The organism is Ramlibacter tataouinensis (assembly GCF_027941915.1).
Taxonomy (GTDB): Bacteria; Pseudomonadota; Gammaproteobacteria; order Burkholderiales; family Burkholderiaceae_C; genus Ramlibacter; species Ramlibacter tataouinensis_C.
Map to the genome: position 1 here is coordinate 1819362 of NZ_CP116009.1, position 14493 is coordinate 1833854.

The 14493-nt window shown below is 64.7% G+C and carries 9 protein-coding genes and 1 pseudogene; 3 read left to right on the forward strand and 7 right to left on the reverse strand.

All coding sequences use genetic code 11. The features are described from left to right. Positions 1–334 precede the first annotated feature (334 nt). The 3 genes and pseudogenes from PE066_RS08645 to PE066_RS08655 form a co-directional block, all read right to left on the reverse strand. Positions 335–688, reverse strand: a complete 354-nt coding sequence (locus PE066_RS08645) for a hypothetical protein (protein ID WP_271236144.1) — start codon at positions 686–688, stop codon at positions 335–337. Between the two features lie 114 nt (positions 689–802). Then, the gene (locus PE066_RS08650; protein WP_271236145.1) at positions 803–1183 is read right to left on the reverse strand and encodes a hypothetical protein; all 381 of its coding nucleotides are present in this window, start codon (positions 1181–1183) and stop codon (positions 803–805) included. Between the two features lie 253 nt (positions 1184–1436). After that, a pseudogene (locus tag PE066_RS08655) lies at positions 1437–2548 on the reverse strand (IS30 family transposase). A gap of 721 nt (positions 2549–3269) precedes the next feature. Here PE066_RS08655 and PE066_RS08660 point away from each other — a divergent pair. Both PE066_RS08660 and PE066_RS08665 read left to right on the forward strand, forming a co-directional pair. Further along, a complete protein-coding gene (locus PE066_RS08660; RefSeq protein WP_271236146.1) occupies positions 3270–5327 on the forward strand; it encodes an ATP-dependent nuclease in 2058 nt (685 codons plus the stop codon). Positions 5328–5329: 2 nt separating this feature from the next. Further along, positions 5330–7348 (forward strand): UvrD-helicase domain-containing protein, encoded by a 2019-nt coding sequence (locus tag PE066_RS08665; RefSeq protein ID WP_271236535.1) that lies wholly within the window; start codon positions 5330–5332, stop codon positions 7346–7348. A 232-nt stretch (positions 7349–7580) separates the two neighbouring features. Here the strand turns inward: PE066_RS08665 and PE066_RS08670 are convergent, their stop codons facing one another. From PE066_RS08670 to PE066_RS08685, 4 genes are read right to left on the reverse strand one after another with little or no spacing between them, the layout of a single operon-like run. Further along, a complete protein-coding gene (locus PE066_RS08670) occupies positions 7581–9887 on the reverse strand; it encodes a hypothetical protein (RefSeq protein WP_271236147.1) in 2307 nt (768 codons plus the stop codon). Continuing rightward, positions 9880–10689, reverse strand: a complete 810-nt coding sequence (locus PE066_RS08675) for a hypothetical protein (protein ID WP_271236148.1) — start codon at positions 10687–10689, stop codon at positions 9880–9882. The genes PE066_RS08670 and PE066_RS08675 overlap by 8 nt, the downstream gene beginning before the upstream one ends. Then, complete coding sequence (locus PE066_RS08680) at positions 10686–12278, reverse strand: TniQ family protein (RefSeq protein ID WP_271236149.1); 1593 nt, start codon at positions 12276–12278, stop codon at positions 10686–10688. Before PE066_RS08680 ends, PE066_RS08675 begins: the two co-directional genes overlap by 4 nt. Continuing rightward, entirely contained in the window at positions 12268–13845 is a 1578-nt protein-coding gene (locus PE066_RS08685; protein ID WP_271236150.1) for a TnsD family Tn7-like transposition protein, read from the reverse strand. The genes PE066_RS08680 and PE066_RS08685 overlap by 11 nt, the downstream gene beginning before the upstream one ends. A 167-nt stretch (positions 13846–14012) precedes the next feature. On the opposite strand from PE066_RS08685, the gene PE066_RS08690 reads away from it, so the two are divergent. Continuing rightward, complete coding sequence (locus PE066_RS08690) at positions 14013–14432, forward strand: hypothetical protein (protein WP_271236151.1); 420 nt, start codon at positions 14013–14015, stop codon at positions 14430–14432. Positions 14433–14493 lie beyond the last annotated feature (61 nt).

The following is a 14493-nucleotide window of genomic DNA, read 5'->3' on the forward strand; positions in this document are numbered from 1 at the left end:
GAAAGCCTGCAGAGACTTCCGCGCTCACAACGTCTGCTTCTGGCCGATAGTTTTGAAAAACTCGTCGGCGCCCAAGCGCGCGGGCTTGATGCGGGTGGACTGAGCCGGAGCTTTTTGTGCGCTTGCGGCGCGCCGTGCGCGCCGGGTCATTTCATACAGTTGCCGGCGTGAGCCAGCGGGCCATTCGTCGCAGGTTTTGAGCTGCCGCAGCCATCAGGAACTCATCGCGCGCGCCGCTTATGCCTCGTAACCGCAGTCGATCGAGCTTCAATATGCGTTTTACCCGCATGCGGGAGACGAAAATGCCTCTCCGGAGTGGGTAGCCCCGAGGGTCTCAAGGCTTGAACTCCTGCGCGATCGCGTCGAGCCAATATCGTTGCGACCGTACGTACGTCTCGGGGTCGCTCCGTGCGTCGATCTTGTGCTCGTCCCAAAGCCACCCGCTGTATGAGATCTGGCCGGTCTGGTTCACTCGGTGGACGATCAGCTGGTCGAGGTCGCCGATGATCCGGCGCTCGTGCGCGTCCCTGCAACGGTGGTCCCTGTACGCGCGGATCGCCGCCTGGAGCTCCAGGTCGGGCGTAATCATGCGCTGCAGCTCCCGAATGACCGTGGCTAACACGCGCCGGTCACCTGGCCCGTCGAACGCCGGGTTGCGGAATTTGAAGCCGATGAACTTCAGGCTCACTCGCGTCCTCCTCGCGCCGCTTGACACAACGAACTCCGTGCATCAGGCGCCGCCTGTTATGGGTCGGAAGCCCGGCCCGAGCCTGTGGGCGAAAATCAGGCGGGCGGCAAGCGCTCAGAAGCCGAAGCTCAGCATCTTGTAGAGAGCCCAGACCAGCAATCCGATAAAGCCCAGGCCCAAGACCGCAGCCGCCGCCGGCACGAGCAGTATTGCCGCGAACATCCCCGCCCAGGCACCGAGGATCGGCCCGACGACCACCCACGCGGATCCCATGTCATACCCGCGCCAAAAGCCCGCCGCGGCCCCTGCAACCCCGCCGAAGAAAATCAAGTAATCCATCTTGGACCATCTAGATCCGGTAAAGCCGAACTGCCGGGCGATGCGCCGCCGCGCTCGACGCGCCTCGATCGCACGCTGGATGCGCCAAACTAGGCCGCCACTCGTAAGCCGCCACAAAACGGCCACCAGGAGGAAGATCCCGACGGAGGTGCCCACGGCGTACTTCAGGGAGTCGATGCGCGGGAGGCTGAATGGATAACCCCCCACGCGCGTACTGCAGGTAGAGGAGGCCGTGCAATACCGCGAGGACGGCCAGCCAGAACAAGACGACAGCAACACGTGCAGGCATTAAGGAGTTCTCTAAGTTGCAGAAGTGCGATGGCGCCTACCGCCTTTTCGACGTTGGCCCTTTCATGCGTCGCTTTAGGACCGGTGCGGGGGCCATGTATGTCGGGTCTCTTTGGCGGATTCAACCGGTCGACGCAACACATTCGTCGAACATCTCGGCCGGTGTTCTGTAGCCCAGAGTCTTCCTCGGGCGTTCGTTCAACTTCCGCGCGATCGCATCCAGGCTGGCCTGTGAGTAGCCTGAGATGTCGAGGCCTTTGGGCAGGTACTGCCTGAGCAGCCCATTGGTGTTTTCGTTCGAGCCGCGCTGCCATGGGCTCTGAGGATCACAGAAGTACACCTTGATGTCCGTGGCCAAGTGAAGCGCTTGTGAGCTGCCAGTTCCTTGCCGCGGTCACACGTCAGTGATCGATAGAGTTCCTGTGGCAGTTTACGAGCGTGGCGCACGAGAGCATCCACCACAGTCTGCGTATCCTTGCCGGCCACCTTCACCAGCATCACGTAGCGAGTCTGTAGCTCCACCAAGGTCGCGATCTGACTGTTGGCGCTGCCAAAGAACAGATCGCCTTCCCAGTGGCCTGGCACTGCCCGATCCTCAACCGCAGCAGGGCGTTCGCTGATCGAGATGGCGTCGGAGATCTTGCCATGCACGTGAGTCTTCTGCGTGTGGTGACGTGAGCGACGCATTCCACGCGTTCGCCTCAGATGCTCAAGCAGCTCCTTCTTCAACGCACCTCGCGCCTGGATGAAGAGGCTTCGGTAGATGGCTTCGTGTGACACCTGCAGGCTCTCGTCGCCTGGGTAAGTATGCTTTAGCCAGCCTGCGATCTGCTCGGGGGACCACTGGCTCTGGAGCTTGCGCGTCACCAGGCGAGCCAGCGTGGCGCTCTGAGCCAGCTTGCACTGCTTAGGACGATGTGCTCGCTGCCAGGCGGCCTGGTCGGCCTGCGCTGCTCGATAGCACCAGGCGCCACCGTTACGGGCGATTTCCCGGCTGATGGTCGAGGGAGCCCGCGCGAGCCGAGCTGCTACAGCACGTATCGACTCTCCGGCCACCAAAGCACGGGAGACCTCCTCTCGCTCCGCGAGCGTCAGAGCCAACTTAGAGCGGCGGCGTTCCGGAGGGCGAATGCCACCTGATTCGACCAGGACCTGCCGGATCGAGGTATGCGGGCGATCGAAGCGGCGAGCAATCTGGTGGAGGGTTTCTCCCTTCTTCCAACGCTCCCACATCAAGGCCTTCTGAGTCTCCGTGTACTTGGTTCTTGGTTCTTGGTCTTCTTCTCCGCATCCACACTCCTTCTGCTTTCGCAGAGTAGCGTGTTGCACTGACCGGTTGAATCCGCCTCCGAAAGCGGACAGCAACCCCCGTTTCGTCCGAAAAGGGAGCTTCACCACCTCTTTCGACTCGCTGGACCTGGCGGTCGAGCGCCGACCTTTTGCTGCGAACAGGCCGTTGAGCATCCTGTTGGCCTAGCCACCCAGAGCCGACTGGCGCAGTTAGCAGCTCAATTTCTCAGGTCCTGGTACCCGGTAAGCAGCTGTGTTTACCGGTAAACGCCTCTGTTCTGAGTCAACGGCTATTTTTCTGACGCACAACATGCGGGGCTGCATTAGAAGGTGAAATCCGCACCCAAAGATGGTGAAACCGAGAACAGCACCCTTGCCTTAAGGCCATGATTTGGCGGGTATTTTTGGCACATGGCCGGAGCTAGCCGACCTCAGAATCAGTTTCCACCAAGGGCTGCCAGAACCGCATTTTTCCCGTCTTTGCTGCGGCTGGCGTGCACCCTCCGTCCGTGCAACGCCGAAGCTGACTCGACGTCGCCGTGCTGATCGCGTCGCAGCGCCGTGGACTCCCGAGGTACATCCGGATACACATCCCTCCTGTCGAGTTAGGATCGGACGGACCCAAAAACGACCCGGGGCCTCTCCAAGCCGAAACAGGTCGTCGATGTCTGCCAGTTCGACTCTGACCAAAGGGGGTGGGGTGTTTCTGTCACAGCTGACGATCAAGAACTTCCGCCAATTCGGGAGTGAGGGCCCATTCACGGTCTCTTTCAATGAGGGTGTCACGGCGCTGGTTGGCGAAAACGACGCCGGCAAGACCGCGGTAATGGACGCCATCCGGCATGTTCTGACGACCAGGGACATGGACTTCATGCGCCTGCAGCCTGAGGACTTCCACCTCAAGCCGGATGGCGACCAGGCCACGGAGATCACGATCAGGGCCAGGCTGACGCACCTGACCTCCGCCGAGAAGGGTGCGTTTGCGGAGTACCTCACCTACGACGGCCCCCACGCTTTCCTCTACGTTCACTGGTTTGCGCGCAGGCTTGCCGATTCGCCTGGCGGCAGGCGCTGGGTCGACGTCAGTGTCCGCAGCGGCCCGAACGGTGATGGCCCTACGTTCGAGTCCGCGACCCGGCAGCTCTTGGCGACGGCCTACCTGCGCCCGCTTCGAGATGCCGAACGCGAGATGTCCCCGGGGCGAGGCTCGCGCCTTTCCCAGATCCTGAACAACTTCCCGGAAATCAGATCAGGACAGCCGTTCGACGGGGCCGTCCCTCCGCTTGATGCGAAGCAGGCGGCGGCGCTGAGCTTGGCGGGGCTATCCGACTACATGCGACACCTGGTTGACCAGCACAAAGGCGTGCTGCAAGCCCAAGGGGCCATCAACACCGACTACCTAACCCAGCTTTCCCTGGCGGGCGAAGACCTTCAAGGACGCATCTCTTTTTCCGATGCGGGACCGGACGCAGCCAAGCTGCGGCAGATCCTGGAACGACTTGAACTGGACCTGCTCGCCGGTCCAGACGGACGTCCCAGGGGTACCTACGGGCTTGGCTCCAACAACCTCCTTTTCATGGCCTGCGAGCTTCTCCTGCTCGGCAAGGAGCCAGATGGGCTGCCTCTTCTGCTGATCGAAGAGCCTGAAGCCCACCTCCATCCCCAGCGGCAACTGCGGCTGATGGAGTTTCTTGCCGCCGCAACGCGGGCTGAACGAGGCCGCCGCCAAGTGCAGGTCATCCTCACTAGCCACAGCCCGAATCTCACGTCCAAGATCGCTCTCGAAAACATCGTGCTGCTGCATCGACAAGCTGCTTACTCGCTCTCCAAAGGTGAGACTCAGCTGAGCGAGAGTGATTACCGATTCCTCCAGCGCTTCTTGGATGTGACCAAGGCCAACTTGTTCTTCGCCCGCGGCCTAATCGTGGTGGAGGGGGACGGCGAGGCGATCCTGCTGCCGACGCTGGCTCGTCTGCTCGGCCGGGACCTGACTGCGCACGGTGTGTCGATCATCAACGTTGGTGGCACTGGCCTGCGCCGCTATGCCCGCATTCTTCAACGACGGGAACCATCAGGAGGAACGCTCGCCATCCCGACAGCATGCCTTGCGGATATGGACGTGATGCCCGACTGCGCACCTTGCATCTTGGGCTTGGTCTCGGGTGACGACGACCCGACGTGGGGCAGTCCGCGGCGAAAGTGGCGTGTCAAGCGTGAAGTCGCCGCGACTGCGGGCAGCTTGCAGGCTGGTCTCCGCGCAAAGCGCGAAAGACTCGCGAGCGGCGATGGGCAGAACGTGAAGACCTTCGTGGCCGATGAGTGGACGCTTGAGTACGACCTGGCATTCAGTGGCCTTGCGCGGGAGGTCTACACCGCCGCAGTACTCGCAGCAAACGACGATGCCCTGAATGAGGGAAAGAAAACGTCCGACGATGTCGTCAAGCTTGCCCTGGCCGACTACGAAGTACTCTGGGGTAATGCAGCTGGAGACATCGCCGTGCTGAGCTCCCACATCTACGAGATGTTCGCAAGTAAGCGCGCGTCCAAGTCGATCGCGGCGCAGTACCTTGCTGACCTGCTGACCGAGGGCAACGAGGCCGGCGCGTACGACGTCGCTTGGTTGTCAGCGAGGCTGCCGCGCTACATCAAAGATGCGGTCGACTTCGCCACCACGCCGCCGCCTCGTGCGGCCTCGCACGTCGGAACGGCAGAGTCGACGTGACGATGACCGCCACCGCCGACCTGACCGATCCGATCACCGATGAGGACCTCGATTGGGCGATCGCCCTCCTCAAGCTGCGCGGCATCGATGAATCCCGACGGGCATACCTCAAGTCTCTGACGACGGTGGACGTTTCGGCCTGTCCTGGCAGCGGAAAGACGACCCTCGTTGTCGCGAAGCTAGCCATCCTCGCGCGTAAGTGGAAGAGCGCGACGCGCGGCATCTGCGTGCTCTCGCACACGAACGTCGCGCGCGAGGAGATCTCCCGCCGCCTCGGCAATACCGAAGTCGGCCAGCGGCTGCTGATGTACCCGCATTTCATCGACACCATTCACGGCTTCGTGAACCGGTTCCTGGCCACACCATGGCTGATTTCGGCCGGCTACCGCCTCGCGGCAATCGACGACGAGATGACGACGAGGGTTCGCCGGCGAGCACTGGACTTGCGTGAGTATCGAACGCTGGAACGTTATCTCGAGAAGAGTCAAGTCATCACCTTCGAGAAACTGCGACTTGGCAGCGCCAACTTCGCGTCGCCCCTTAGCGGTACCTCCTTCCCGAGCGGTCCTCATACCAACATGTACAAGTACGCTTCGGCCGCGATGCAGTACGCAGCCGAGCAAGGCTACTTCTGCTACGACGAGATCTTCCTGCTAGGTGAATCGCTACTAGCACAGCGCCCAGACCTGCCCTCGACACTGCAAAGCCGCTTTCCCGTCATCCTGATCGATGAGATGCAGGACACATCGGAGCAGCAAAGCGCGTTCCTGCGCAAGCTGTTTCCGCGCGACGAGGTCGCCATCTGCGTACAGCGCGTCGGAGACCCGAACCAGACCATCTTCGAGGGCGCCAGCGGCCCGCTGGCTGACACGTTCCCCGATGCGATCCGGCGCGTTGACATCTCCGATTCCTTCCGTTTCGACGCTTCCATCGCCTCACTTGCGAACCCGCTCGCACACCGTGCCGTCCAGCCCGCGGGGCTGAAGGGGGCCAGATCGCACCAAGGCGCTCCGCAGGGCTATGCGCACACGGTGTTTGTCTTTCCTGACGACGACGCGTCCGGTGTCTTGGCAGCGTACGGGCGGCACGTGGTCGAAGCTTTGCCTGGCAGTGTGATTTCGTCAGGCTCGGTCACGGCGGTAGGAGCCGTACACAAGCCGGCCCCCGATGTCGGCCCCGGCCACGAGCACTTCCCCAAGTCGGTATCACACTACTGGCATGAGTACCAGCTGGGCGCAGAACGCCTGACGCATCGCCCAGCCACGCTTGCTGAAGCCTTTGTGGCCGCCCGAAAGCTTGCCTCGAGCGGCGGTCCGCTTCATCGAGGCGTTGACGGCGTCGCCGCCGCGATCTCTTATCTGGCCAACCTGCAGGCTGGGTCTTCCCAGATCAAGGCAAGCAGCCGGCAGCATCTACTGCTGGAGAAAAGACTTGCCGCGCGAGGCGACGCGCGCGCCATCTACCGCGACCTGCTGGCGCGCTACTTGATCGACAGGGAGCCTCTGAATCCGGCTCGGTGGAACGAGCTTCAGCCCCGGCTGAGGATGCTCGGCGCTGCAATTGGCAACGGCGATGCGCAGGCAATCGCTGCCACTGACTACTTGGCATGGCCGGACGCGCTTGCCCCCACAGCCATAGACGACAAGACCCCGACGCTTGCGGCGGCGGCAAACTGCTACCGATACGTTTCCACAGCGGGCTGCGTCGACATCCACCTGGGATCGATCCACAAGACCAAGGGCCAAACGCACCTTGCAACGCTATTGCTTGAGACCTTCAACCGTACGCACTTTCTCGACGCCCTGATGCCCTGGATGCTGGGCAATCATGCGAATGGTGCGAAATGCACCAGCCGGGCGGCAGTACAACGCCTGATGCAGGCCTACGTGGCGATGACGCGTCCCACCCATCTCCTGTGTCTCGCGATTCGAGCCAGCTCCCTTGATAGCGGCAAAGGCGCCGCCGCCAACACACAACGGTTAATCGAGCGAGGCTGGCACGTGCAGAACCTTGCACAGTGACTGGGGTCGTTGGGATCGGCTGGGGAAGCAGAGGGCTGCGCAAAGGGGACAGTCCGCTTCAGGCCAGCTAGGCGAAAAACAGGACGCACCGGGTGGGCGCTCGCGAGCCGCCAAAGCTCAGATGCAACGCGCCGGCTCCAGACTTCTGCGAGGGCGGCGAGCGCCGTTGCGGACGCACTGAGCTGGATACTGCAGCAAACTGCGCCGGCCGCCTGCCAGCCCGCGTTGAGGATCACTCCGGGTCGGAGCCACGTCGGCGCTGACGCCATAGTTCGGCCGTTGAAGCCCGGCCGGGCGCGACCGGCGGCGGGTGCGGCGCCGGCGCGGGGGCCGGCGAACTTGCCCGCGAAGGGCTCGCCGCGGCTTTGGCCGCCTGGGCCCCCCTTTGCCCGGGTGGCAGGTGCAGGTCCGGCTGGTCCAGCGGCCGCTCCTTCCTGTACCGGTGCGCCTGCACCTTTCTGACATGGTGCACGTTCTCGGTCGGCGCATTCCTCTGCTTGGTCAGCGGACTGGCGGCCTGCTTGAGGGCGATCCGGGCTTGCTCCTTGGTGACTGCCACCCCCTTCTTCCTCTTCTTCTTTCTCTCCGCGACGATGCCGGAAGCGAGAATCCTGGCGTTGTACAGCTCGATCTCCCGGGCCGACATGGTGCCGTTTGCCTCTTTCCCTCGCTTGTCCCGCTCGAGACTGTCGATCGCGCCGTCCAACGTCAGCCAGTAGGCTTCGTCCGGCCGCAGGGGGTGATAGAGAATAGCGACATAAAGTGGGCCGGGCATCGCCCGCCGGTACGCCCTGAGCCGGTCGGAGTTGTAGCGTACATTAAGCAGCCATATGCCGTCGTGCGTGACGCGCACCCGCGGCTTTTGGTTGAGCAGCGCCAGATAGACCTCGGCTTCGGAGAATCTTCTGTCCTCGACACCGCCCATCTTGTTCACGTACCAAGAGAAGATCGCGTTGGAGCTCGGCTCGATCCCGGCCTTCTTCATTTCGTGGTCAAGCAGATGCGCCTTGTTCCGGGCCCGGTTCTGCCTGATCAGGTCCTTGACCAGCTGCTGCTCGATGGCGTAGGGCGTTGCGGAGGCAAACAACTTGGCATTGCGTTTGGCCTGGCGATCCCGAGCGCGCGAGGTTCGCCGGTAGCCACCTGACAGGTGGGCCTGCGAGTGCTCCAGGATGCCGATGCCGCCTTCCACGTTCGGCTTCCAGTAGGGCGTCGCTGGGCCCCCGATGGCTCGATCGATGTTGAGGCGGCTCGAGGCAGCGTAGGCCGCATCCGATGAGCCCGGTCCACCATCGACGTAGATGAAGTGGGGCGCGATGTTCTCGTCATCCGGGAAAGCGTCCGGCTCGTGGATGCCGAGCCACTCGAGTTGCCGCGTCTTGGAAGTCAATGCGCAGAACAGCGCCAACCGATAGCCCTCGTCCCAGTTCTCGTTGCCCACGTACACGTGCCAGCCGACGAACTTGCCGCTCTTGCGATCGACCACCAAAACAAACGTGATCTTGCCAAGATTGGGCACCTCGCCGTCGATCTCGAAGGCGGCGACCGCTTGGCGGTTGAATTCGGTCGTGTCCGTGTCGTACACGTCAGCGGCCCGGGGTGCCAGGTCGGTCGAGTAGCCGCTGCGCTCGAGCATCTCCTTACGGTCGGCGGCCGCCTCCTTGGCCGCATCCAGGGCGAAAGCGGTGACCAGTTTCCGGGCGATCCGGTAGAACTGGTCAAAGGACATCACCTTTCCAAGACTGATCGGGTAGACGACCTCCTGTCCGTCGGGCGTGCGCGTGGCCTGCACGCAAAGGTGCTCGCGCATGTCGTCGTACGTGGCCCGGTAGTTGCGGTCGCGACCGACGAAGAACAGCCGCAGCGCCTGCTCCACCAAATGCACGTCGCGGGCCTTGGTGGGGCGACCCTCGTACTGCTCGCCGCGGCCGGCCTGCACAGCCGCATTCTTCGGCCCGCGTTTTTCCTGTGTGAAGACGAACAGTTCGCTCGTCTTGCCCTTGTCGGCCTCCAGGTTTAAGAGAGCATTGTCATTCAGCCCGAACCAGGCGTAGCGGTGCAACAGGCGCCGCAGCTGCTGCACGCGGGTGGCCGCCTCTTTTTCCGACAGCTGGCCCCAGAGCGACTCAACATGTGCGCGGATCACCTGCCAGCCGGTAGCAGGCGAGTAGGTTTGCGCCAGCCGATGGGGCGCCACGAGGGGCTCGATCGTCTTGAAGTCCGCGCGCGAGTCTTCGAACCATTGTGGATTTTCGGCCTGCAATCGTTCGTCGGTCAGGTACATGAACCAGCGTCGCACGCACTCGTCGACCTCTTCGAAGTGTCCGTGCTTGGCGCTGGCGAGCGCCTTGGCGCGATCAATCGCGATCGCGTTCTTGGCCGCCTTGTGCCACTTCTCGTCGACCTCCTTGAACAGCAGTTCGTCGCGCTCGCGATGCCAGGCGATAAAGCGCAGCAGCTGGCGCTTGCGCGAATGCCTCAAATACAGCTTGCCAGTGGAAAACCAGATGCCGCCCGCCTTGGCGCTGTCCTCAGGCACGGCGCTGTTCCTGCAAGACGACCGGCAGGTCCTCGTTCACTGCGGCAATCATGTCCAGCGACAGGTAGCCCAGGTAGAACGCGGCCGCATAGACGTGGTACCGCCGCGCCGGCGGGATGTCCAGGCGCCGGCCGAAGATCTCGAGCAGCTGGCGCAGGCTCTTGCGGCTGGTGGTGCGGCGGAACAGGTGAGCCAGCTCGGCCGCCTGATCGGCGACGGCATCCAGACCGCCGGTCTTCGCCCATCCGTGCAGCAGGCGCCAGTTCTCTACGGCCTGTGCCTCGGGACGTTTGAGGTAGCCCCAGGTCCAGCCAATGGCTTGCGCACACGCCTGCTCCCGGGGCCGACGGCGCCCTTCGCGCTCGGACTCCAGCAGGTGCCCCGGCTTGTAGGAGCCCACGTGGTAGCGCAGCGGACCCACGCCCGCGTGCGGCGCGAGTGTCAGCACCACATCGAAGGTGGGAATGCGGTTGCGCGCCACGCTCTTGCCAGCCAGCAGGTCTTCCAGAACTGCCTGGCTGACAACTGGATACTGCTCCCGGATGTCGATGATGTGGGGATTGGCTTCCAGCGCCAGGAAGATGTCGAACTCGGCCCAGGACGGCAACTGGTGGGTACGGCCGGTCCAGACACTGTGGAACTCATGCCGCAAGCTGTTGCGCACGCGGAAGGTCTTGCGGTTCAGGAATGGCTCGAAGGTTGGCCCGCCGGGCTGGCCATTGATGTCCACCGGTGGGTCGATCAGCCCGAACTGGAGCAGGCGCACCTGCGAGAAGGGGTTGCGCGGCGGCGGCAGCTTCACTTGCGCTCCTCGTGGATCAACGTGAAATGCAGGGCATCGACCTCATCGATGCGCAGCCCGGTTTTACGTGCGGCCAAGCCCACTCGATCCAGGCCCAGCGGGTCGGGCTGACGCAAGATCCACAGGGCGAAGCGACGCTGGAACTCGGGCCGACTCTCGACCCCGGCGGCGAGCGCTGCGCGCGTGAGCGGCAGGTTCGCGAGTAGGTCCCCGGCCAGCTCGTTGGCACGCGCGCAGCCCTTGAGCAGCACCGACTTGGTGATCTGCTTGGGCTGCCCCTTGCCCGCGAGCAGGTCGGCCTGGCGCTGGCGGCAGTGGGCCGCGGTGCGCTCGTCCCATTCGGCCCAGTAGCGCTGCCGCCCCTGGTCACCGAGTCGGTCGCCGCCGCGGCGCGCGCTCGGGAACGCCTGCTCGTACCACGGCGCGTCGTGCTCGCGGACCCACAAAACTGCCCCCGGATGCGCCTTGATCGCCGCCGCGCGCGTGGCTTGCGGGTGCGCGCGCCGGAATGCCTCGAGCACTGCGCGATTGCGCTGCCTGCGATCGGGCGAAGCGGGCGACACCTGCGGCCGGCGCGCCGCTTGGTGTGCCGCCAGCTCCTGCGCGTGCAACCGCGCGCGTTCGAACTCCGACTGCGCGGGGATGCGCTGGCCGAAAAAATCGAACAACAGCAGGTTGCGGCCCAGGACGTTGGGCGCCACCTTCTTGCCCAGGCACACCGCGGCCCAGTTCTGGCCCTTGTCGAGCGCCGCGTTCAGCCGGGACAGCACCTCCTGCGGATACGCGCGCCGCAGCTGCTCCACCAGCGCCGGCGACTTGACCCGGGTGCCATCGGCGAAGCCGCTCTCCTGGGCGCACAGGTGGTAGTAGGCGCCGATCTCGGTCGGGGTTCTGTTGGCCAGCGCGCCGGCCAGCAGCGCATCCGCGCTGCGCGCCAGCCGGGCCAGCAGCTTGCGGTGCGCTGGCGCCTGCGGCGGGTAAGCGCGCTGGTGTGGCTGGCCGCACCAGCAGTTGCGTTCCGGCAACTGCGGCTGTCGGCTGCCAGGCTGCGAGTAGTGGCACCGCCCGCAGCCGGCGACCAGTTCGACGTCATGGAATGGGCACACCCCGAAGCCGGCCAGCTGGTGCTGGCGTCGCCAGATCGGAAAACCGGCCAGCAGATCCTCGCGGACACAGATCGGACACAGCGCCATGCGCGGCTTGCTGGTGATGGCCCGGCCGGTCAGGCCGGCCACGGCCGCGATGCCTGGAGATCGCTCGCCCTTGAACACATGGTCGAGCAACGTCGCGCGCGCGTGCTCGGCCACAAATGGCAGGTGCGCCGGCAGCAAGGTGTGGCCGTCGAAGAGCTGCTGGGCCGATCCGAAGACCGGCGCCAGCCGCTCGCAGATTTGCTCCAGGTTGCAGGGGACGATCCAGGGCGGCTGGATCGCCTGCCGCCCGACCACGTGCTGCACCAGTCCTTTCATGCGCGACCGGCTGCTGTGAACGACACCGCGCCACAGATAGCCATCGATCGGCTCATTTCCTTCGATGGGTGGCCAGACCGTGGATCCGGCGCTCGAGAGCCGTTGTTGGCTACGCGCCATCGGCTAGCCGGTCCACCGCCTGGGCCCGGTAGATCTGGATGGCCACGCTCGCCTCAACACCGGAGGCCGCCAAACTGGAGCTACGCACGCCGGACAGCCGTTCCACTCGCCAAGGCTTGAGGGCCCAGCCGCCCGCTCGGGCGGTCGCCGCGCCCGCGACAAGCCGGCGCAGGAGGTACTGAGGCCGGCTCTCGATGGCGAGCGCGGCCGCGGCGGCGGCCTGCGGGGTGGCATCGGGACGCAACCGCAGCCCGGGGCGGCCGACGCCGACCATCAAGGCGGCAGCCGTCACGTGCGGGCGCGCGCTGGGCCCCGCCGGGCACCCCAAGGCAACAATCCGCGCAGCCAGCAGCTCGTCCGCGCCTTCGGGGGTCCGCATCGGCGCCGAAACCGGCCTGATGACCGCAGCGTCCGCCGCCGCGCCCTTCCGGGTGCTCTGTGACAGCCAGGCGCGGTCGTGGCGATACAGGTAGGCGTAGGTGGCGGGATGGCGCCGGCGCAACTGCGTGCAGGTCAGCTGGGGACACTGAGCCATCGCAGCGAGCCAGGCGGCGCGGCGCCGTTGCAACTGAGCATCCTGCAATGCCATCTTGCGCCGCCATTGCAGCATCGCGTCGCCACGCAGGATCCGGTACACGCTGCAAAGCGAGACCTGCGCCGTCCTGGCGATCTGCGCAATCGGCAGGCCCTGCTCGAGCAGTCCCCGCACGCGCTCGCGCACGGCAGGCAGCACGGTCTTGGGCCGCAGGCGCACCGGCTTGCCCAGCGCCAGCGCCTGGGTAACGGCGGTGGTCACGCTCACGCCCGCAGCCCGGGCTGCCTGTGTCGGCGTTCCGCCGCGCTCCAAGTGCACGCGCAGCTGCTCGAGGCGCTCGCGCCGGCCGCGCCCCACGGTGTCGGCCGGTGCCGCCGGCGGCCGCTTCGGCAGTTCCCGCAACGCCTGCAGCAGCAGCAGCCCCATCAGCGGATGCAGCGTGCCTCTGGAGGCAGCCACCGGCGCCAACGCTTTGGCAATCCTGTTCGGATCGGCAAAGAGCTTGGCGAGCTGGGGATGCTCGAAGTGATCCTCCCAGCGCCGCTGCATGAGCTCAGTCAGCCTCGAGCGGCGCAACTGGCCGCCGGCGGTCAGGAATCCCCTCTCGCGCAGCAGCTCGATCAGCGGCTCGAGCAGGCTGGAGACGCCTGGCTGCAAGAGCGCCACGCTCATGCGAGCCAGTTCGATCGCGGCTTGCCTGCGTCCGCGCAGATGCGCCGGCACCAGTGACCCGCCCGGATCGCGCGCGCTCCAGCCAGGGCAGTGGCGCAGCAGCTGCCCGTGCAGCGGGCAGCGGGTCAGGTAGGGCAACAGCCAAGCGCACTGAACGCAAACAAAGCCGTTGCTGCGCAGGCTGTCTTGGGCACAGCTGGGACAAACCACCGCACACGGACGGAACCACTCGTCGGCCGCCAGCGGCAGAAGGGGACGGTGCGGCCCCGATTGGACCTGGGCGAGCCTGCGCTCGAACTGGTCCCGGCGCTTGGGCGGGAGCGTTGCGCAGAAATAGCGGGCCACGGTGTGGTACTCCACCAGGCGGTCGATGAGCGAGGACTTGCCGATGCCGGAGGGGCCCGTGAGAAGCAGTCCCAGGCCGCCACCGCCGCCGGTGGTAGACAGGCGCGGCCGCGCCGACGAGTCGGACCCCCCGCGGCCACCAGCACATCAAACGCCAGCCCATCGGGCAAGTGGTGGGGGCCTTGCTGCAGCTGCAGGTCCGACAGCACGTGGATGCGCGGCGGCGGCTGCGCACTTACCAGCGGCCAATGGCTCTCGATCAGGGCGTCGGACCAGCAATCCATGCTTTCTCCCGTAACTGCGGCTTCGAGCTTCTCGTTCAAGGCGAGGCCGCGAACGTTTCTGCCGCGCAGAATGCGTTCGACCTCGAATGCGAGAGTTCTCACCTGATGCTCAAGGCTATAACCGCAGCTGTCAATCGATGTCGGACCGCATTTATTGGCAACTGGAAGAATGCTTTTCCATTCCACCAGTTTGGACCGGCTCCATACTGGCCGCATATTTTTCTGACGCCGTTTTCTCCGACCCCCTTCGCACCGCGCGCCAACACTCGACGCGGCGCTTCCTCTCTCATAAACCGGCAGAAATGTTTTGTCATCTAGCGTTCTCCAATGGGCGCCAGTACAACCTCGTTGCTCCCAGAAAACTGGCTACGATAATTTA